Origin of the sequence: Curtobacterium poinsettiae (genome assembly GCF_047226435.1) — a bacterium.
GTDB classification, from domain to species: domain Bacteria; phylum Actinomycetota; class Actinomycetes; order Actinomycetales; family Microbacteriaceae; genus Curtobacterium; species Curtobacterium poinsettiae.
Window position 1 is genome coordinate 762,705 of the sequence record NZ_CP178434.1, and the last position, 18,949, is coordinate 781,653.

At 71.1% G+C, this 18,949-nt stretch carries 19 protein-coding genes; 15 read left to right on the top strand and 4 right to left on the bottom strand.

The genetic code is table 11. The annotated features are described in order from the left end of the window. Positions 1 to 79: 79 nt before the first annotated feature. Positions 80 to 835, top strand: coding sequence for a hypothetical protein (locus tag ACL00U_RS03650; RefSeq protein WP_042537736.1), 756 nt, complete (start codon positions 80 to 82; stop codon positions 833 to 835). A gap of 79 nt (positions 836 to 914) precedes the next feature. Here the strand turns inward: ACL00U_RS03650 and gndA are convergent, their stop codons facing one another. Beyond that, positions 915 to 2,372 (bottom strand): NADP-dependent phosphogluconate dehydrogenase, encoded by a 1,458-nt coding sequence (gndA, locus tag ACL00U_RS03655; RefSeq protein ID WP_017886771.1) that lies wholly within the window; start codon positions 2,370 to 2,372, stop codon positions 915 to 917. 112 nt (positions 2,373 to 2,484) lie between these two features. Between gndA and ACL00U_RS03660 the strand changes: the two genes are divergently transcribed. The 3 genes from ACL00U_RS03660 (at position 2,485) to ACL00U_RS03670 (ending at position 3,778) form a co-directional block, all read left to right on the top strand. Continuing rightward, positions 2,485 to 3,024, top strand: a complete 540-nt coding sequence (locus tag ACL00U_RS03660; RefSeq protein WP_159557479.1) for a gluconokinase — start codon at positions 2,485 to 2,487, stop codon at positions 3,022 to 3,024. Positions 3,025 to 3,200: 176 nt separating this feature from the next. After that, complete coding sequence (locus ACL00U_RS03665) at positions 3,201 to 3,404, top strand: ribbon-helix-helix protein, CopG family (RefSeq protein ID WP_017886769.1); 204 nt, start codon at positions 3,201 to 3,203, stop codon at positions 3,402 to 3,404. Next, complete coding sequence (locus ACL00U_RS03670) at positions 3,401 to 3,778, top strand: type II toxin-antitoxin system death-on-curing family toxin (protein ID WP_159557481.1); 378 nt, start codon at positions 3,401 to 3,403, stop codon at positions 3,776 to 3,778. Before ACL00U_RS03665 ends, ACL00U_RS03670 begins: the two co-directional genes overlap by 4 nt. A 37-nt stretch (positions 3,779 to 3,815) precedes the next feature. On the opposite strand, the gene ACL00U_RS03675 is transcribed toward ACL00U_RS03670, so the two are convergent. The 3 genes from ACL00U_RS03675 to ACL00U_RS03685 form a co-directional block, all read right to left on the bottom strand. Continuing rightward, complete coding sequence (locus tag ACL00U_RS03675) at positions 3,816 to 4,424, bottom strand: class I SAM-dependent methyltransferase (protein WP_194590275.1); 609 nt, start codon at positions 4,422 to 4,424, stop codon at positions 3,816 to 3,818. 137 nt (positions 4,425 to 4,561) lie between these two features. After that, positions 4,562 to 6,058: a glucuronate isomerase gene (gene uxaC, locus ACL00U_RS03680; protein WP_194590274.1), complete on the bottom strand. Its 1,497-nt coding sequence runs from the start codon at positions 6,056 to 6,058 to the stop codon at positions 4,562 to 4,564. Between the two features lie 56 nt (positions 6,059 to 6,114). Further along, positions 6,115 to 7,314, bottom strand: a complete 1,200-nt coding sequence (locus ACL00U_RS03685; protein ID WP_412873837.1) for a LacI family DNA-binding transcriptional regulator — start codon at positions 7,312 to 7,314, stop codon at positions 6,115 to 6,117. A gap of 120 nt (positions 7,315 to 7,434) precedes the next feature. Between ACL00U_RS03685 and ACL00U_RS03690 the strand changes: the two genes are divergently transcribed. The 11 genes from ACL00U_RS03690 (at position 7,435) to pth (ending at position 18,885) form a co-directional block, all read left to right on the top strand. After that, the gene (locus ACL00U_RS03690) at positions 7,435 to 8,790 is read left to right on the top strand and encodes an ABC transporter substrate-binding protein (protein WP_175470753.1); all 1,356 of its coding nucleotides are present in this window, start codon (positions 7,435 to 7,437) and stop codon (positions 8,788 to 8,790) included. Continuing rightward, a complete protein-coding gene (locus tag ACL00U_RS03695; RefSeq protein WP_056072810.1) occupies positions 8,790 to 9,812 on the top strand; it encodes a carbohydrate ABC transporter permease in 1,023 nt (340 codons plus the stop codon). Before ACL00U_RS03690 ends, ACL00U_RS03695 begins: the two co-directional genes overlap by 1 nt. Continuing rightward, on the top strand, positions 9,809 to 10,768 hold the full coding sequence (locus ACL00U_RS03700; protein ID WP_175470752.1) for a carbohydrate ABC transporter permease: 960 nt from the start codon (positions 9,809 to 9,811) through the stop codon (positions 10,766 to 10,768). The genes ACL00U_RS03695 and ACL00U_RS03700 overlap by 4 nt, the downstream gene beginning before the upstream one ends. A gap of 73 nt (positions 10,769 to 10,841) precedes the next feature. Next, positions 10,842 to 11,681 carry a sugar phosphate isomerase/epimerase family protein gene (locus ACL00U_RS03705; protein WP_214532976.1) on the top strand — a complete coding sequence of 280 codons (840 nt, stop codon included), beginning with the start codon at positions 10,842 to 10,844 and terminating at the stop codon, positions 11,679 to 11,681. Beyond that, positions 11,678 to 12,937: a Gfo/Idh/MocA family oxidoreductase gene (locus tag ACL00U_RS03710; protein WP_412873838.1), complete on the top strand. Its 1,260-nt coding sequence runs from the start codon at positions 11,678 to 11,680 to the stop codon at positions 12,935 to 12,937. Before ACL00U_RS03705 ends, ACL00U_RS03710 begins: the two co-directional genes overlap by 4 nt. Then, positions 12,934 to 13,821 (top strand): sugar phosphate isomerase/epimerase family protein, encoded by an 888-nt coding sequence (locus ACL00U_RS03715; protein WP_412873839.1) that lies wholly within the window; start codon positions 12,934 to 12,936, stop codon positions 13,819 to 13,821. The genes ACL00U_RS03710 and ACL00U_RS03715 overlap by 4 nt, the downstream gene beginning before the upstream one ends. Further along, a complete protein-coding gene (locus tag ACL00U_RS03720) occupies positions 13,818 to 15,101 on the top strand; it encodes a mannitol dehydrogenase family protein (protein ID WP_042537726.1) in 1,284 nt (427 codons plus the stop codon). The genes ACL00U_RS03715 and ACL00U_RS03720 overlap by 4 nt, the downstream gene beginning before the upstream one ends. Next, positions 15,098 to 16,450: a D-mannonate dehydratase ManD gene (gene manD, locus ACL00U_RS03725; protein WP_250891499.1), complete on the top strand. Its 1,353-nt coding sequence runs from the start codon at positions 15,098 to 15,100 to the stop codon at positions 16,448 to 16,450. Before ACL00U_RS03720 ends, manD begins: the two co-directional genes overlap by 4 nt. A 63-nt stretch (positions 16,451 to 16,513) precedes the next feature. Next, complete coding sequence (locus ACL00U_RS03730) at positions 16,514 to 17,416, top strand: hypothetical protein (RefSeq protein WP_412873840.1); 903 nt, start codon at positions 16,514 to 16,516, stop codon at positions 17,414 to 17,416. A 230-nt stretch (positions 17,417 to 17,646) separates the two neighbouring features. Next, positions 17,647 to 18,270: a 50S ribosomal protein L25/general stress protein Ctc gene (locus tag ACL00U_RS03735; protein ID WP_042537722.1), complete on the top strand. Its 624-nt coding sequence runs from the start codon at positions 17,647 to 17,649 to the stop codon at positions 18,268 to 18,270. A gap of 30 nt (positions 18,271 to 18,300) precedes the next feature. Beyond that, the gene (gene pth / locus ACL00U_RS03740) at positions 18,301 to 18,885 is read left to right on the top strand and encodes an aminoacyl-tRNA hydrolase (protein WP_017886754.1); all 585 of its coding nucleotides are present in this window, start codon (positions 18,301 to 18,303) and stop codon (positions 18,883 to 18,885) included. Positions 18,886 to 18,949 lie beyond the last annotated feature (64 nt).

Genomic DNA, 18,949 nt, shown 5'->3' on the forward strand with positions numbered 1-18,949 from the left:
GTGGGCTGTGTGCGGGCTTCCCCGCGCGTCCACCGGGTCCGGCCAGCAGGTGGCGCGCGCCTCGTGGGAGGATCAGACCGTGCTGCAGCGTCCGGATGGTGTCCCGCGGTCCGGTCGTGCCCGCGGCGCCGGGCGGACACCGATGTCGCCGGCACGTCGACTCGCCACCCTGCGCTGGGTCATCGTCGCCGTCTGGCTGGCACTCCTGATCACCCGGATCGTCGTCGTCTCGACGGCACCCAGCGTGGACCTGTCCTGGTACGGCATCGTCGAGTTCGGTGCGATCGGACTCGGTGTCGTGGTCATCGTGATCGCAGTGGTGCGGACCGCGACGGCACGGCGGCGGCAGGCGGACGAGGCGCTCGCGCTCGCCATCCGTCGGATCGACCCGACGGTGTGGCTGGTGCCGGCGGCGCCGACGCCCGAACTCCGCGGCGTCATCGACGAAGTCCGTCCGGACACCCACCTCGGTTCGCGCGTGACGTGGGCCTTCGGCGCCACCGAGGCCTCCCTGTGGGAACTCGACGAACGGCGGGCGACCCGGCTGCTCGTGATCCGGTGGAGTCGGGTCGTGCACGTCGGGCTCGAGGACGTGCCGGAACGGACGGACGGCTCGGGTGCCTCGCGCCGCTCGGGTGGCTCGGGTCGCGCTGGCGGCTCGGACGGTGCTCGCCGAGCCTGTGCGGTGGCGATCCACCACGTGCGGCCGGACGACACCCCGGCCGTCGCGACCTTCTTCGTCCGGACTGCACCGGGTTCGCGGCGGCTGCTCGGGCGTGGTCCGCGGCTGGACCGGCTCGTCGCCGACCTGGCACGGGAGCGCATCGTCGCCTGATGCGACGAAGGGCCCCGCGTTCGGCGAGGCCCTCCGTGCTGCGCACGCACCGACGTCGGTCGGCGGCGGGTGCGGTTCGTCAGTGCGTCGACGGCTCCTGCTCGACCTCGCGGCGGTCGTCGTCGGACCACAGCGTGTGGAAGGTGCCGTCCTTGTCGATGCGCTGGTAGGTGTGCGCTCCGAAGAAGTCGCGCTGGCCCTGGATCAGCGCTGCGGGCAGCCGGTCGGACGCGAGCGAGTCGAAGTACGACAGCGCGGACGAGAAGCCCGGCGCGGGGACACCGGATGCGGCGGCGATCCCGACGATGCGCCGCCAGGCTGCTTCGCCCTCGGCGACGGCGTTCGCGAAGTACGGGTCGACCAGCAGCGACTCGAGCTTCGGGTTCTCGTCGTACGCCTCGACGATGCGGTTCAGGAACTGCGCCCGGATGATGCAACCGCCTCGCCAGATCTTCGCGACGTTGCCGAGGTCGATGTCCCAGCCGTACTCCTTCGCCCCGGCGATGATGAGGTCGAACCCCTGCGCGTACGCGACGACCTTCGAGGCGTAGAGCGCCGCACGGACGTCGTCGGCGAAGGTGTCCGGCACCTCGGCGATCTGCGGACGGCTCTTGACCGACTGCTGCACGGCGGCACGCTGCGTCGGCTTCGACGACACCGCACGGGCGAACACGGCTTCGCCGATGCCCGACACCGGGATGCCCAGACCCACCGCGTTCTGCACGGTCCAGACGCCGGTGCCCTTCGAGCCGGCCGCGTCACGGATGACGTCGACGAGCGGCTTGCCGGTGGCGGCGTCGCGCTGCTTGAGGACCTCGCCGGTGATCTCGATCAGGTAGGACTCGAGGTCGCCCTTGTTCCACTCGTCGAAGACCTGCACCAGGTCCTCCACCGAGAGCCCGCCGACGCGACGGAGCAGGTCGTACGACTCGGCGATGAGCTGCATGTCGGCGTACTCGATGCCGTTGTGCACCATCTTGACGAAGTGCCCGGCGCCGTCGGTGCCGATGTGGGTCACGCACGGTTCACCTTCGGCCACCGCGGCGATCGACTTGAGGATCGGCCCGAGCGTCTCCCAGGCCTCCTTCGAGCCACCGGGCATGATCGACGGGCCCTTCAGCGCGCCCTCTTCACCACCGGAGATGCCGGTGCCGACGAAGTTCAGCCCTTGCTCGCGCAGATCGTGCTCACGGCGGATGGTGTCGTGGAAGTTCGCGTTGCCCCCGTCGACGATGATGTCGCCCGGCTCGAATCGTTCGGCGAGCTGCCCGATCACGGCGTCGGTGCCCTTGCCGGCCTGCACCATGATGATCGCGGTGCGGGGCTTCGACAGCGACGCGACGAACCCGTCGATGTCCTCGGACGCGATGAACCCTGCGTCGCCGTGCTCCTGGAGCAGTTCCTCGGTGCGGGCGTACGTGCGGTTGTAGACCGCCACCGTGTTGCCTTCGCGCGATGCGAGGTTGCGGGCAAGGTTCGAGCCCATCACTGCGAGTCCGACGACTCCGATGTTCGCCTGACCGTTGTTGTCTGCCACGAGGGTCTCCTTTGTCCTGACGTTGGCGCCCAACCTACGACCGGTGGTCTGGGACCGCACAGGAGTTCCGGGAACTGGGGACCAGAGTTCACCGGATCAATACTGTGGAGGGATGAGCGAGTTCGCTGTCCACCCGCCCGTCCTCGTCATGGGAGTCTCGGGCTCCGGCAAGTCCACCATCGGCCAGACCCTCACCGACGCACTGGTCGCGCAGGGCGAACCCTGTGTCTTCGTCGATGCCGACGACCTGCACCCGGCCGCCAACAAGGAGAAGATGCGGCAGGGCACGCCGCTCACCGACGAGGACCGCTGGCCGTGGCTCGACGCCTGCGCCGAGCGGATCGCCGCGGTCGAGGCCGACGGGTCCCGGTGCGTGATGGCGAACTCAGCGCTCAAGCGCGTCTACCGGGACCGTCTGCGCGCATCCGCACCGGGGCTCGTCATCGCCTTCCTCGACGGGTCCCGCGACCTCATCGCCGAGCGGCAGTCCCACCGTCACCACGAGTACATGCCGACGACCCTGCTCGACTCGCAGTTCGCGACCCTCGAGCGGCCGCAGCCCGACGAGGCGGCGGTCGCGGTGTCGATCGACGGATCGGTCGACGACACCGTGCGGGAGATCCTCGCCGCGCTCGCGGTCACCACCGACTGACGAACGTCGACGACCTGCGACGGATCCTGGCAGTTCCTCCACAGGGCGCAGCGCGGCCGTCGTCATCCCCATCCGACCCCTGGTCTCGTCTGCGTCGACGGGGACGCTCGTACCGTCGTTCCATGACCACGATCACTGGGGCCCGTTCAGGTACCACCGTTGATACCATCGACTCCATGGCCATGACCCTCCGACTCGACGATGCCGAGGCAGCGGCGTTGCGCAAGCGTGCTGACCTCGAGGAGCGCTCGATGCAGGACGTCGCCCGCGCCGCCATCCGCGAGTACGTCGAGCAGCACAGCCGCAGCGACCTGATCGACGGCATCCTCGACCGAGAACTCCCGCGCTACGCCGAGGCGCTCGAACGACTCGGCAAGTGATCCACCTCACGACCGACGAGGCGTTGCACATCGCTCGTCGGACCCTGGGGGCTGACTCCGTGATCCGCGACGTCGGACTGCTCGAGGCGGCGGTCGCGCGACCCGCCGCGTCGGTGGGCGGGAACGACGCCTACCCGGCACTGGTCGAGAAAGCGGCGGCGCTCGTCCACTCCGCCATCCGGAACCACGCCTTGGTCGACGGCAACAAGCGCCTCGGGCTGATGCTGCTCGTGGTCTTCCTCGGCGTGAACGGTGTCCGGCTCCACGCCTCGAACGATCAGGCGTACGACTTCATCGTCGCGATCGCGGAAGGGGAACTCGATGCCGTGACGGAGATCGCCGCTGCTCTGAGCGCGATGGTCTCGGACGCCTGACCGGCCGCTCGGACGGACGGCGGTCAGCGATCAGCGATCAGCGGCGCACCGCACTGATCGCCCCGTGCGGCCGGTGCTCCGGAGCCGTGCGGGTGTGGACGTCCGCGACGTCGAACCCCGCTTCGTCCAGCAGCGCCGCCAGGGACGCGACCGGCCAGCGGTACGCGGTGACGACCGCGTGGTCGAAGGCCTCGACCGCGGCGCCCTCGAAGAACCCGAGCAACAGCCCACCGCCGGGGGCGAGCACCCGACAGAACTCGGCGAGTGCCCCACCGATCTGCGATGGGTCGTGGTGGATCACCGAGTACCACGCGAGGACCCCGTCGACGCTGCCGTCCGCCAGCGGCAGCGCGTCGAGCGACCCGACCCGGAAGTCGAGGTCCGCGTCCACAGCGCCGTGCGTCCGTCGTGCGTGCTCGACGAACTGCGGCACCGCGTCGATGCCGGTGACGCGGTGCCCCTGCCGTGCGAGGTGCGCCGTCCAGTGACCGGGACCGCACCCGGCGTCGACCAGGGGACCGCTGCGACCGGCTGCCCAGGCGTCGACGAGTCCGCGGTCGTCCGGGTGGACGGCGCTCATCGACCCGAGCAGTGCCGCGTACTCATCGGCCCGAGCGCCGTACGCCGCCGTCACCCGCTCCGTCATGTGCCCGACGGTACCGGCGCATCACTGAACCGTGCGAGGTTCCGTGTTCCGTGCGACCCGGCAACCTCGCACCAGGCACGGAACCTCGCACCACGCGGCCACCAGCGCGCCGCACCCCGCACCACGCGCCCCCCCGCTCAGAGCTTGAACGTCGCCTTCGGGATGTCGGACACGATGCGCCGGGCCGTGTGCACGGCGTCCTCCTCCGAGATCTGGTGCGTGACCACGAGTGACGCCAGGTACGCCGCGTCCGCCCGCCGAGCCATGTCGTGCCGCGCCGGGATCGAGCAGTACGCGCGGGTGTCGTCGATGAACCCGGAGGTCTTGGTGAACGACGCCGAGTCGGTGACGGCCGAGCGGTAGCGCCCGATGGCCGCCGGGGTGTCGATGAACCACCACGGCGCGCCCGCGTACACGGCGGGGTAGAAGCCCGCGAGCGGCCCGATCTCGCGCGAGAAGACGGTCTCGTCGACGGTGAAGAGCACGAGGTGGAACCCGGGAGCGGTGCCGAAGGACTCGAGCAGCGGCCGGAGCGGCTCGGTGAACGACCCGACGGCCGGCAGGTCGTGGCCGGTGTCCGGCCCGAAGCGCTCGAGCGTCGGGGTGTGGTGGTTCCGGATCACCCCGGGGTGCAGCTGCATGACGAGGCCGTCCTCGACGCTCATCTCGGCCCAGCGGTAGAGCATGTCGTGGCGGTACGCCGTCGCCTCGGCATCGGTGACCGAGGACGCATCCCGCAGCGCCGCCGCGTGGATGCGTTCCCGCTCGCTCGACGACAGTGGGGCGGAGCCCGCGTCGAGCACCCCGGTGTCCGTGGCGGTCGCGCCGTGCTCGATGAAGTGGTGGCGACGTGCGCGGAGCGCCGCCAACAACCCTGCGTGGGTACCCGTGTCGATGCCGGCGGCCTCGCCGATCGACGCGACCACGGGCCTCCAGTCCGACCGCGTCGGGTCGAACACGGCGTCCGCGCGGAACGTCGGGAGGACCCGGCCGGTGAAGCCGGGGTCGGCGGCGAGCTGCGCGTGCGCAGCGAGGTCGTCCGCCGGGCCGTCCGTGGTGGCGAGGACCTCGATCCCGAAGGTGTCGAAGAGCGCGCGTGGCCGGAAGGCGGGGGATGCCAGCAGGCCGGCGATGTGGTCGTACTGGTCGTCCGCGTTCGCGGCGGACGGTGCCTGGTCGAGCCCGAACACGTCGTGGAGCTCCGTCTCGAACCAGTAGCGCACGGGGGTCCCGAGGAAGTCGTCCCAGTGCTCCGCCAGCTGCCGCCAGACGGCACGGCCTGGCGGCGTCGGCTCAGCGGCATCGCGCCAGCGATGCGCCGACGCCGCCGGGCGAGCCTGCGAGCCCGGGCGGGGCCCCGACAGGTCCGCGCGTCCCAGCGCGGCCAGGTCCACCCCGTTCGCGTGCAGCAGGCGGAGCACGTAGTGGTCGGGCGTGATGAGCAGCGACGCGGGGTCGCTGAACGGCTGGTCCGCGGCGATCAGTGCTGCATCGACGTGCCCGTGCGGCGAGATGATCGGGGCGTCCTTGACCGCCTCGTACACGGTGCGTGCCACGGCTCGGGCCCCGGGGTCGGCGGGGAACAGCCGGTCGGGGTGCGGCGCGAGCCGGGTGGGGGTGCTGGTGCGGGTCATCATCGACTCCTTCGGGGCGGCGAGTTCGGGGCGGTGAGTTCTGGGGGCGTGCGGGATCAGGCGGTGCCGGCCCGGGGCGCCGGCCCGGTCGACTCGCGCACGGTCAGGTGGGTGGGCAGGGCGACGGCGCCGGACATGTGCTCCCCCGGCAGCTCGTCGGCGGGCAGGGCGCCGAGGCGGCCGAGCAGCATCCGGATCGCGACCCGGCCGGCCCGTTCGATCGGCGAGGTCATCGTGGTGAGCGGCGGGTTGCAGAAGTCGGCGCCGAAGATGTCGTCGCAGCCGACGATGCTCATGTCCCGGGGGACGCGGACCCCGCGCTCCCGCAGTCGGGCGAGCATCCCGATGGCGATCAGGTCGTTGAAGGCGATGCACGCGGTCGCCCCGGCGTGCACGGCGGCGTCGGCAGCGGCGGCACCGGAGTCCACGAAGGGCGCGTGCGGGCCGACCCGGGCGACGCGGACGCCCAGGCGCTTGGCGACCTGCACGAGTGCTCGCCACCGTCGCTCGTTCGACCACGAGCTGTCCGGCCCGGCGACGTACAGGATCTCCCGGTGTCCCAGCGACACCAGGTGCTGGACCGCCTGCTCGACGCCACCGGGGGTGTCGATGAGCACCGAGGGCACGCCCGCGGGCCTGCGGTTCACGACGACCAGGGGGATCCGCTCGGCGAACCGGGCGATCTGCGCGTCGGACAGTCGTGACGCGGTGAGCACGACCCCGTCGGCCTTCGCCCCGACGGCGGTGAGCGCGGCCATCTCGGCGTCGGCGGACTCCTCGGTGTCGACGAGCAACTGGGTCCAGCCGGCCCCGGCGAGCTGGTGCTGCGTGCCGCGGATGACGTCGAAGTAGAACGGGTTCGTGATGTCGGACACGAGCACGGCGACGGCGCGGGTGCGGCCCGAGGTCAGTGCCCGGGCCTGCGAGTTGGCGACGTACCCGAGTTCGCGGGCCGCCTGCTGGATGCGCTCCTGGGTGACGGGGTTGACCCGGTCGGGCAGGGACAGGGCGCGGGAGACGGTGGAGGCGGCGACCCCGGTCGCGTCGGCGATGTCGCGGATGGTGACGCGACGCGCGGCACCAGCGGCGGCGCCGGCAGCGGCACCGGCAGCGCGAGCACCGGCAGCGCGAGCACCAGCGGCGCGAGTACCGGCAACGCGAGCACCAGCGTCGCCCGCGCCAGCGGCGCCAGCGGCACCAGCAGCGCCCGCGGCACCGCCCGTGCGCCCGCCGCCGTCCGTCGAGAGGTCCTTCACGAGGCCGAACGTATTCGCGTCTGGCAACAAGTGGCAACCGGTTGCCGCATGTTGCCAACGGCGGAACAGTGGTGCCACCGAGCAGCGCCGCTCGGAGGAGGTCTCGAGGAGGAAACCCCCGTGAAGACGCGAAGACTGCAAGTCCGCACCCTCGTCGGTGCCGTCGCCGTGGTCGCCCTCGCCGCACTGTCCCTGCAAGGATGCGCCGTGGTGAACGGCAGCGGCGACGACCCGAACACCCTCCGCGTGATGATGGGCGCGGACACCACCTACCCCAAGGAACGCAAGCAGTGGCAGCGGGACACCGCCGCCGAGTTCAAGCGCACCACCGGTGCGGACATCCAGTGGGAGACCTACTCGTCCGCGCAGGAGGAACTGACCGCGATCCAGACGAGCGTCATCTCCGGCCAGGGCCCCGACGTCTACGCGATCGGCACCACGTTCACCCCGACCGCCTACGCCACCGGCGCCTTCGTCGAGATGGGCACGAAGGAGTGGGACGCGATCGGCGGTAAGGACCAGTTCGACCCCGCGTCGTTCGGCATCTCCGGTCCGAGTGCGTCGAAGCAGATCGGGATCCCGTTCGCCAGCCGGCCGTTCGTGATGGCCGTGAACAAGGACCTGCTCGCGAAGGCCGGGATCACCGACATGCCCACCACCTGGGACGAGCTGACCGCCGACGCGAAGGCCACCACGGGTGACGGACGGTACGGCATGGCGATCGCCTACGCCGACGGCTTCGACCCGTGGAAGTTCGTGTGGGGGATGGCCCAGAACGCCGGCAACACGATCGTCGACGGCTCGAAGGCCGAGATCGACAGCAAGGCCGTCGAGAACGCCTACCGCACCTACTTCGACTGGGTCACCAAGGACGGTGTCGTCGACCCGGCCGCGATCGGCTGGAACAACGCCCAGGCCCTGGCGCAGTTCACCGAGGGCAAGGCGGCGTTCTTCCCGATGACCACCACCACCGCGATCAACTCGTTCAAGGGCACCAAGGTCGACGGCGACTACGAGTTCGCCCTGCTGCCCACCGTCCCCCCGGGTGCGACCGAGCGGCCGTCCGACGGCATCGAGGCCGCCAGCATCCTGTCCGGCGACAACTGGGTCGTCGCCGACTACGGCACCAAGCAGAAGCTGTCGTTCGCGTTCGTCAAGCAGCTCAGCGCCCCGAAGGCGCAGCTCGAGTACTACGACCTGTTCGGCAACCTGCCGACCAACGCATCGGCCGCCGCCGACCTGGCCGCCGACAACCCGCAGCTCAAGCCGATCATCGACGCCGGCCGCCTGTCCAAGCCGACCGCGTTCACCGGCGCCTGGTCCGACATCCAGCTCGCCCTGGTCGACGTGGTCGTGCAGTCGATCCCGTCGCTGAAGTCCGGCGAGGTCACCGACGACCAGCTCCGCAAGCGCCTGCAGGACGCCCAGAAGGACGCCCAGGCCACCCTCGACCGTCAGAAGAACGGAGGTCTGTGATGACCAGCACGCAGACCAGGCCCCGCACCGATTCGGCGCCGCCCCGCCCGGTCCGTCCGGCCGGCAAGACGCCCCTGTACAAACGCGAGCGCCCGCTGTGGATGCTCCTGCCCGGCGGGCTCCTCATGCTCGCCGTCATCGTGGTGCCGCTGGTGGTGGGCTTCTGGATCGCGATGCTCGACCTCGACCAGTACACGCTCCGCCAGTGGTTCAGCGCCCCGTTCGTCGGGTTCGCCAACTTCACCGAGGCGTTCACGAACTCGCCGCTGCTGCACTCGATCTGGATCTCGGTGTCGCTGTCGGTGCTCGTCACCGCGGTGACCGTGCCGATCGGCGTCGCCGCCGCGATCTCGACGCAGAACCGGTTCCCCGGTCGCGGGCTCGTCCGCTCGATCTACCTGATCCCGTACGTGCTCCCGGCATTCGTCGTCGGCACGTTCTTCCGCACGATGCTCCAGCCGCAGGGGGTCGTGAACTCGATCCTGCACACCGACGTGCTGTGGCTGAACGGCTCGGCGTCGTACTGGGCGCTCGCCGGCGTGATGATCTGGACGAGCTGGCCCTTCGTCTACCTGCTGTCCCTGGCCGGGCTGCAGGCCGTGGACAACGAGGTGCACGAGGCCGCCGCACTCGACGGGGTGACCTGGTGGGCGAAGCTGCGGTACATCATCTTCCCGTACCTGCGCGGCCCGCTGAGCCTCGCGGTGATCATCTCGATCCTGCACAACATCAACAACTTCACGCTGCCGTTCGTGCTGTTCGGCATCCCGCTGCCGTCCAGCGTCGAGGTGATGCCCGTCCTGACGTACATCGCGAGCTTCCAGTCGTTCCGCTTCGGCCTGTCCGCGGCGATGGCGATCTGCTCACTCGTGATCGTCGCGATCCCGCTGTTCGTCTACCTGCGGGCGGTCAAGCTCGACACCGGCGACGACGCCGGCCCCAACCGGAAGCAGCGTCGCGCCGACCGCGCCACGCTCGCCGCCGCCCCGACCGCCGCCGACATCGACGGAGCACGCGCATGACCACCCCGAGCACGTCCTTCAGCACCCGCACCCGCCCCACCGCGACGCTCACCGAGAGCATCACGACCGGCAGCGGCGGACGACGGACCAAACGTCCCTACGACACCGACGTCACCCGGCTGCTGCCGCGCTGGCTGCTCGTCACCGTCATCGCGGTGATCATCGCGTTCATCGCCGTCCCGGTGCTCTACATCCTCTTCGGCTCGGTCAACTCCGACGTCGCGGTCGCCCGCGGCGAGTACTTCCCGTCCGAGTTCACCCTGTCGAACTACGTCGAGATCTGGTCCACCGTCGCCCTCGGCGAGGGACTGGTGAACTCGATGCTCACCGCCGGAGCCGTCGCCGTCGCGAGTGCCGCGCTCGCCGTGTCCACGGCCTACGTGCTGGTGCGGTTCCGGTTCCTCGGCCGCCTGACGATCCTCCGCGGACTCCTCGCCCTGCAGTCGATCCCCGGCACGCTCCTGCTGCTGCCGGTCTTCGTGGTGTTCTCGAACATCGCCAGTGCCACCGGCGTGCAGATCATCGGCACCCGGTGGGGCCTGTTCGTCACCTACCTGACGTTCGCGCTGCCGTTCTCGACGTGGGTCATGGTCACGTACCTGCGCGGCCTGCCGAAGGAACTCGAGGAAGCGGCGCGCATCGACGGCGCCAGCTCGACGAAGATCCTGACCAAGATCGTGCTCCCACTGTCGTGGCCGGGCATCGTCGTGTCCGCGATCTTCGCGTTCCTGCTCGGGTGGAACGACGTCCTGTTCTCCACGATCATGACGACCCCGAACACCCGGACGGTCGCCGTGGTCCTGCAGGTGCTCGGCACCACGCAAGAGGGCGGTGCCGTCCCGATCTACGGCCAGATGATGGCCGCCTCGATCGTGTGCGCCGTCCCCGTCGTCGCCCTGTACCTGATCTTCCAGCGCTACCTGGTCGGCGGTCTGACCGCCGGCTCCGTCAAGTAGGCCGCAACCCAGAACCGGACTGGAGGCCCGTGGCGGCCCCGCCACGCGCCTCCCGTCCGAACGAAAGGACACCATGACCGACCAGCCCACGTGGGAACTCTCCGGTTTCGGCGACGAGATCGACGCCGACCCGGTCGTCCAGGTCGCGGTCCTGCAGGCGCTCGGCGCGAGCGCCATCGAGGTCCGCAGCGCCTGGGGCGTCAACGTCGTCGACCTCGACGACGACCAGCTCGCCGGACTCCACCGGCTGCTCGACGAGCGTGGGCAGACCGTGTCCGCGATCGCCTCGCCGATCGGCAAGGTGCCCGTCGACGAACCCGTCGAGCACGAGGTCGCACGCCTCGCCCGCGCGATCCGTGCCGCGCACGCCCTCGGCACCACGAACATCCGGATCTTCTCGTTCTACTTCGAAGGTCGGCAGCCGGACGACGTCCGTGACGACGTCCTCGTCCGGATGCGGGCGCTCGCCGACCTCGCCGAGCGCGAAGGGGTGACCCTGCTGCACGAGAACGAGAAGGACATCTACGGCGACGTCCCCGCGCGCGTGCTCGACATCGTCGAGAGCGTCGGTTCGTCCGCGCTCCGACTGGCCTGGGACAACGCGAACTACGTGCAGTGCGGCGTCCGGCCCTTCACCGACGGCTGGGAGCAGCTCGCCCCGTACGTCGACTACCTGCAGGTCAAGGACGCCCTCGCCGCCGACTCGTCGGTGGTGCCGGCGGGCGAGGGCGACGGCGAACTGCTCCAGACCCTCACCGCGCTCCGCGACGCCGGCTACTCCGGGTACGCCTCGCTCGAGCCGCACCTCAGCGACTTCACCTCCCTCGGCGGGTTCTCCGGCCCCGCGGCCTTCGGTCGTGCCGGCCGGGCCTTCCGCACCCTCACCGACCAGATCGGAGTCACCCTGCGATGACCACCCCACTGAAGTTGGCAGTCGTCGGCGCCGGCGTCATCGGTCGCCACCACGCCACCGTCGCCGTGCACCACCCCGACCTGCAGGTCGTCGCCCTCGTCGACGCCGTGCCCGAAGCCGCCACGAGCGCGGCCGACGCGGTCGAGGCGATGGGCGTCGCACGTCCGATCACGACGTCCACCATCGAAGAGGCGATCGACCAGACCGACATCGACGTCGTCGCGATCTGCTCGCCGTCCGGCATGCACGTGCAGCTCGCCGAGGCCGCCCTGGCCGCCGGCAAGCACGTCGTCATCGAGAAGCCGCTCGACACCACGATGCCCCGGGCCCGGCAGATCGCGGCGCTCGCCGCAGCCGCTCGCGACCGCGGGCTCGTCACGAGCGTCATCAGCCAGCACCGCTTCGACCCGGCGTCGGCGGCCGTCGCCCGGGCGGCGCACGACGGCGGGTTCGGCACCGTGACCTCGGGCCTGGCGAGCGTGGCCTGGTACCGGTCGCAGGGGTACTACGACTCCGGTGACTGGCGCGGCACCTGGGCGCTCGACGGCGGCGGCGCGGTGATGAACCAGGGCGTGCACACCGTCGACCTGCTCGTCTGGGCGCTCGGCCGTCCGGTCGAGATCTCGGCCCAGACCGGGCTCCTCGCCCACGACCGCATCGAGGTCGAGGACACCGCGGTCGCCACCGTCCGGTTCGCCGGCGGGGCGCTCGGCGTCGTCCACTGCACGACCGCCGCGTACCCGGGGCTCTCCGCCCGGTACGCCGTGTACGGCACGCACGGGTCCGCGATCGTCGACGACGACCGGCTCGCCTACTTCCACATCGCCCCGGACACCGCGACGCTCGAGTCCGCCGCGACCACGTCGAACGCCAGCGCGGTCGCCGGAGCCGTCGACCAGAAGGACGACGTCGTCCCGCCCGAGCACGTCGTCGGCGGCCCGGCCGAACCCGACCACTTCGCCGCCGGGCACGCTCGGCAGTACACCGACATCGTCGACGCGATCCGGCAGGGCCGCGAACCGGGCGTCACCGTCGACGCAGCCCTGGTCTCGCTCGCCACCGTCCGCGGGCTCTACGTCAGTGCGACGCTCGGACACCCCGTGCGCATCGACGACGTGATCGAGGGGACGTACGACGACGTGGTGCCGGTCGTCGGCGGGGCTGACCGAGGGCAAGGCAGCGCCAGCCCAGCCGACGTGGTGCCGGTCGTCGGCACCCCCGCAACCGCCGCCGCGACCGAAGGAGCCACCCGATGAAGTTCTCCGTGTTCACCGCCTCCACTCCCGACTGGACCCCCGCCGAAGCCGCCGAGACCCTGGCGGCGCAGGGCTGGGACGGCATCGAGTGGCGCGTGGTCGACGACCGCCCGGCCGCCGGCGAAGCCATCCCCGCCGAGCGGTCGTTCTGGGCGGGCAACAACTCGACCTGGCAGTACACCGGCATCCGCGACCGGGTCGGCGAGATCGCCCGGGTCACCGACGCCGCGGGGCTCGAGTACTCGGGCATCGGCGGCTACCAGCCGGCCGCCGACCACGACGGTGTCGAGACGATGCTCCGCGTGACGAGCGAACTCGGTGCCCGGCAGGTCCGCGTCACGATGCCGCACTACCGGGCCGAGAAGGAACGCACCGGCGAGACCTACCCGCAGCTCTTCGACCGCACCCGCGCCGACCTCGAGTGGGTCGCGGCGCGTGCGTCGGAGCTCGGCGTGAAGGCACTCGTCGAGCTGCACCACATGACGATCACGCCGTCGGCATCCGCAGCACTGCGGCTGATCGACGGTCTCGACCCCGCGCACGTCGGCGTCATCCACGACCTCGGCAACCTCGTGATCGAGGGGTACGAAGACCACCTCGCCGCCTTCGAACTGCTCGGGCCGTACCTGGCACACGCCCACGTGAAGAACGCCCGCTGGGTCGACACCGGCGACACCCGTGCCGACGGCAGCTCGATCTGGCAGCACGAGTGGGCACCCCTGCGCACCGGCCAGGCGTCGGTGTCCGAGTACCTCGACGCGCTCCGCCAGGTGGGCTACGACGGCTGGGTCACCATCGAGGACTTCTCCACCGACCTGCCGCTCGAGGCCCGCACCGCCGACAACCTCGCCTACCTCCGCTCGCTCGTCCCGGTGACCGCATGACCGATCGCCGACCGGGCATCGTCCACGTGGGGGTGGGCGCGTTCGCGCGCGCCCACCTCGCCTGGTACACCGCCCACACCGACGGCGAACCGTGGGGGATCACCGCCTTCACCGGGCGCTCGCCCGACGTCGCCGACGCCCTGACTGCCCAGGGCTGCCGGTACACGCTGGTCACCCGCGCCGCGTCCGGCGACAGCGCCGAGGTGGTCGACACGATCACGGCCGCCCACCCGGGCAGCGACGACACCGCCTGGAGGCACGTGGTCGCGTCCCCGGAGACGACCATCGTCACGCTGACGGTCACCGAGCAGGGCTACCGGCCCGGTTCCGACGTGCCGACCCGGCTGGTCGCAGGGCTCGATGCCCGCCGCACCGCCGGCTCCGGGCGCATCGCGCTGGTCAGCCTCGACAACCTGACGCACAACGGGGCGGTCCTGCGCGACGCCGTGCTCGACGCCGTCACCGACGACGCCCTGCGCGACTGGATCGAGGCGAACGTCACGTTCCCGAGTTCGATGGTGGACCGGATCACCCCGGCCACCACCGACGACGACGTCGCGCACCTGCCGGAACTGCCGGGTGCGCTCGCCGGCGACCGGGTCCCCGTCGTCACCGAGCCGTTCGCGGAGTGGGTGCTCGAGGACGCCTTCGACGGGATCGACCGCCCGGCGTGGCAGACGGCGGGCGTCCGGATCGTCGACGACGTCACCCCTTACGAACAGCGGAAGCTCTGGCTGCTGAACGGCTCGCACTCGCTCCTGGCCTACCTGGGGCTGCAACTCGGCCACGACACCGTGGCCGAGGCGATGGACGACCCCGTCTGCCGCACCGCCGTCGAGCAGCTCTGGGACGAAGCCGCGCTCGAGCTGCCCCTGCCCGAGGCCGAGGTCACCGACGCCCGCGCGGCCCTGGTCGAGCGGTTCGCCAACCCGCGCATCCGGCACACCCTGCGGCAGATCGCGTCCGGCGGCTCGCAGAAGCTGCCCGTGCGCATCGTCGACGTCGTGCGGCACCGGCTCAGCCGCGACCCCTCGGCCGGCATCGGTGCCGGGGCGGCCACCGCCCTCGCCGCGTGGTGGCTGCACGTCACGGGGCGGCCCGACCTGGTGGACGACCCCGGCGCCCCCGGGCCAGACTCGGACGTGCACGACGTCCTGGCCGTCGTCGCCCCCGAACTCGACACCACCCCCGTGGTCGCTGCCGTGACGGCGGCGGCCGAGGGCATCCGCACCGCCGCGGCAGCAGCCCGCCAGAGCTCCAACGGAGGAGTCCACGCATGACCGACACGAACACCACGAACCCCGCGGCCCCGGTCCCCGGCACCACCGACAGCGGGCCGGCCGAGACCACCGCCGGCCGTCCGGACACCTGGGCCTCGGCGGACCGCGGGCAGCTGATCGAGCGGGCCGAGGTCATCGTGACGAGCCCGAACCGGAACTTCGTGACGCTCAAGCTCACGACCGCCGACGGCGTCACCGGACTCGGCGACGCCACCCTGAACGGCCGGGAACTCGCCGTCTCCGCGTACCTGTCCGAGCACGTCGTCCCGCTGCTCGTCGGCCGTGATGCCAGCCGCATCGAGGACGCCTGGCAGTTCCTGTACCGGTCGTCGTACTGGCGCCGCGGACCGGTCACGATGGCCGCGATCGCCGCCGTCGACATGGCCCTCTGGGACATCAAGGCGAAGGTCGCCGGGATGCCGCTCTTCCAGCTGCTCGGCGGGGCGTCGCGCACCGGGCTGATGGCGTACGGCCACGCCTCGGGCAAGGAACTGCCCGAGCTGTTCGACTCCATCCGAGAGCACCAGGAAGAGGGCTACCGCTCCATCCGTGTGCAGACCGGTGTCCCCGGCCTCGAGTCCATCTACGGCATCGCGTCGAACACGACCACCGAGGGCAACGCCGGCGTCCGCTACGACTTCGAACCCGCCCAGCGCGGTGCGTACCCGGCGATGGAGGACTGGGACACCCGTGCCTACCTGCGCCACGTGCCCACCGTGTTCGAGGCCGTCCGCAACGAGTTCGGCCCGGAGCTGCCCCTGCTGCACGACGGTCACCACCGGATGACCCCGCTGCAGGCCGCGAAGCTCGGCAAGTCGCTCGAGCCGTACGACCTGTTCTGGCTCGAGGACTGCACCCCCGCAGAGAACCAGGAGGCCCTGAAGCTCGTCCGGCAGCACACCACGACGCCGCTGGCGATCGGGGAGGTCTTCAACACCATCTGGGACTTCAAGGACATCATCCGCGACCAGCTCATCGACTACGTCCGCGGTGCCGTCACGCACATGGGCGGCGTCACCCCGCTCAAGAAGACGATGGAGTACGCCGCGCTCTACCAGGTCAAGTCCGGGTTCCACGGGCCGACCGACATCTCCCCGGTGGGCCTCGCCGCGCAGATGCACCTCGGGCTCGCGATCCACAACTTCGGCATCCAGGAGTACATGCAGCACGGGCCGCAGACCAACCAGGTGTTCCACCAGACGTTCACGTTCAGCGACGGTTACCTGCACCCGGGTGACGAGCCGGGTCTCGGGGTCAGCCTCGATGTCGACGAGGCCGGCAAGTACCCGTACGAGCAGGCGTACCTGCCGTTCAACCGCCTGGCCGACGGCACCGTCCACGACTGGTAGTCCCCGACGCCGCGGCGGGCAGGGTGCTGCGCGGGCACGGTGGTGAACGGGCACAGTGGTCGCATGGAGTTCGCCGACGTCGCCAGGGAGCTGCTGCTCGTCGCGCCGCCGGACTTCGTCGCCGAGCGCACCGCACGGCAGCGCGCGGTGCGGCCGGACGACCGTGCCCTCGCGACGGCGATCGGGAAGCTCCGGAAGCCCGCCCCGGCGGCGTGGGTGATCGACCTGCTCGCCCACGACGGCGCGCTCGACGACGCCGTGGAGCTCGGACCGGCGCTCCGCAGGGCCCAGGCCGACGCCGACCCCGACGCGATCCGGACCCTCCGCAAGCAGCGCGCCGAGGTCGTCGACGCCCTCGCACAGGCGGGAGCGGACCTGGCGTCCGACGCCGGACATCCCGTCACCCCGGCGGTGCTCGAGCAGGTCCGGTCCACGATCGGGGCGGCGATGGCGGATCCGCACGCCGGCGCGGCCGTCCGGTCGGGGCTGCTCGTGACGGCGCTCGAGAGCGTGGGGTTCGACGCGGTCGACCTCGACGGGGCGCTCGCGGATCCGGACGCGGTGCCCGATGCCTGGTCCGGCAGCGATGCCCCACCCATCCCCATCTCCCAGGCGAGGGGTGCGCGGAAGGCGAGCCGTGCCTCCAGGCCCGCGCAGCGCGACGCCGCGGAACCGGACGCCGAACCCGAACCGAAGCGCGACCCGGCCGCCGACCGGAAGGCCGCGCGCCAGGCCGAGACCGCAGCGCGCACGGAGTCCCGCGACGCCGACGCAGCACTCGACACCGCCGAGGCCGATCTCGAACAGGCGGAGGAGCGGCGCGCGGAGCTCCAGCGTGCCCTCGAGCAGGCCGAGGCCGAGATCACCCGGCGCGAGGCAGCCCGCGACGAGGCCGAGGCGGCGAGCGACCGCGCGCGGGACGTCCTCCACGCCGCGCAGGAGCACCGTCGGCAGGTCGGCCGTTGAGCGTCGTCGCAGCCGGAGCGGGCAGATCACGGGACGACACGCCCGGACGGCCCTGCTAGACTCAGTCCCTGACTTCGGCGAGGGCTGCGTACGCGCGGCCGTGATCGACGCGGTGGGATACCCGGCAAGACCCTGGGATCGTTCCTCACGCGTGCACGCGTTCGAGTTGCAACACCACAGACCCCCACGATGCCGGCACCCCGGCGTCGTCCCCGACACCAGGAGGCACCATGGCCGACTACACCAAGCTCGCAGCGGAAGTCCGCACCAAGTTCGGCAAGGGCGCTGCTCGCAAGCTCCGCGCGGCCGACAAGATCCCCGCCGTCGTCTACGGCCACGGGACCGAGCCGAAGCACATCTCGCTGCCCGGTCACGAGACCATGCTGCTCGTCCGTACCGCCAACGCGGTCGTCGACCTCGACATCGAGGGTGCTGCCCAGCTCGCCCTCGTCAAGGACGTCCAGCGTGACCCGGTGCGTCAGATCATCGAGCACATCGACCTCGTGGTCCTCCGCCGTGGCGAGAAGGTCACGGTCGACGTGCCCGTCGTCATCGAGGGCGAGTCCTTCTCCGGCACCATCCACGTGCAGGACCTCAACACGATCTCGCTGCTCGTGCTCGCCACCGACATCCCGGAGCACGTCTCCGTGAACGTCGAGGGCCTCGAGGACGGCGTGCAGATCCACGCCTCGCAGCTCGAGCTCCCCGAGGGCGCCGAGCTCGAGACCGACCCCGAGGCGCTCGTCGTCGCGATCGTCACCCCGCGTGGCACCGCTGACGACGACGCTGCGGACGAAGCCTCGGCCGAGGCCGGCGCCGAGTCGGGTGCCGAGGGCGCCGCGGACTCCGAGTAACACCCCCTTCGAAGACATCTGGTCGACGCTGTGACGGACAACATCCTCGTGGTGGTCGGGCTCGGTAACCCCGGGCCCGACTACGCGGGCAACCGCCACAACGTCGGCCAGATGGTCCTCGACGAACTCGCGTCCCGCATGGGTGCGACGTTCAAGAAGCACAAGACGCCGAACCAGGTCGCCGAGGGGCGCCTGGTGCCCGGCGGCACACGACTCGTGCTGGCGAAGCCCGGGTCGTTCATGAACACCTCGGGCGGACCGGTCTCCTCGGTGCTCGGGTTCTACAGCGCTACCCCGGCCGACCTCGTCGTCGTGCACGATGAGCTCGACCTGCCGTTCGACACCGTCCGCCTGAAGGGTAGTGGCGGGCACGGCGGGCACAACGGGCTGCGCGACATCATCAAGGCCACCGGGACGAACGAGTTCATGCGCGTCCGGGTCGGCATCGGGCGTCCGCCCGGTCGGCAGGACCCGGCCGACTACGTGCTGCGTGACTTCTCCGCAGCCGAGAAGAAGACGCTCCCGATCCTGCTGGCCGACGCCGCCGACGCGGTCGAGGCGATCGCCGAGGTCGGCCTGCTCGCCGCACAGCAGCGCGTGCACGCTCCGTCCTGAGTGTTCCGCGCTGTTCGCCCGTCGCGCACGGCGCGGTCGGCGTCGGTGGTGGCCGGTACCATCT

What these genes read in the sequence shown, in the direction of transcription:
- ACL00U_RS03660 (WP_159557479.1), top strand. Translation starts at nt 2,485, where the DNA reads ATGAGCGAGTTCGCTGTCCACCCGCCCGTCCTCGTCATGGGAGTCTCG.
- ACL00U_RS03665 (WP_017886769.1), top strand. Translation starts at nt 3,201, where the DNA reads ATGGCCATGACCCTCCGACTCGACGATGCCGAGGCAGCGGCGTTGCGC.
- ACL00U_RS03675 (WP_194590275.1), bottom strand. Translation starts at nt 4,424, where the DNA reads ATGACGGAGCGGGTGACGGCGGCGTACGGCGCTCGGGCCGATGAGTAC.
- uxaC (WP_194590274.1), bottom strand. Translation starts at nt 6,058, where the DNA reads ATGACCCGCACCAGCACCCCCACCCGGCTCGCGCCGCACCCCGACCGG.
- ACL00U_RS03695 (WP_056072810.1), top strand. Translation starts at nt 8,790, where the DNA reads ATGACCAGCACGCAGACCAGGCCCCGCACCGATTCGGCGCCGCCCCGC.
- ACL00U_RS03700 (WP_175470752.1), top strand. Translation starts at nt 9,809, where the DNA reads ATGACCACCCCGAGCACGTCCTTCAGCACCCGCACCCGCCCCACCGCG.
- ACL00U_RS03705 (WP_214532976.1), top strand. Translation starts at nt 10,842, where the DNA reads ATGACCGACCAGCCCACGTGGGAACTCTCCGGTTTCGGCGACGAGATC.
- ACL00U_RS03710 (WP_412873838.1), top strand. Translation starts at nt 11,678, where the DNA reads ATGACCACCCCACTGAAGTTGGCAGTCGTCGGCGCCGGCGTCATCGGT.
- ACL00U_RS03715 (WP_412873839.1), top strand. Translation starts at nt 12,934, where the DNA reads ATGAAGTTCTCCGTGTTCACCGCCTCCACTCCCGACTGGACCCCCGCC.
- ACL00U_RS03720 (WP_042537726.1), top strand. Translation starts at nt 13,818, where the DNA reads ATGACCGATCGCCGACCGGGCATCGTCCACGTGGGGGTGGGCGCGTTC.
- manD (WP_250891499.1), top strand. Translation starts at nt 15,098, where the DNA reads ATGACCGACACGAACACCACGAACCCCGCGGCCCCGGTCCCCGGCACC.
- ACL00U_RS03730 (WP_412873840.1), top strand. Translation starts at nt 16,514, where the DNA reads ATGGAGTTCGCCGACGTCGCCAGGGAGCTGCTGCTCGTCGCGCCGCCG.
- ACL00U_RS03735 (WP_042537722.1), top strand. Translation starts at nt 17,647, where the DNA reads ATGGCCGACTACACCAAGCTCGCAGCGGAAGTCCGCACCAAGTTCGGC.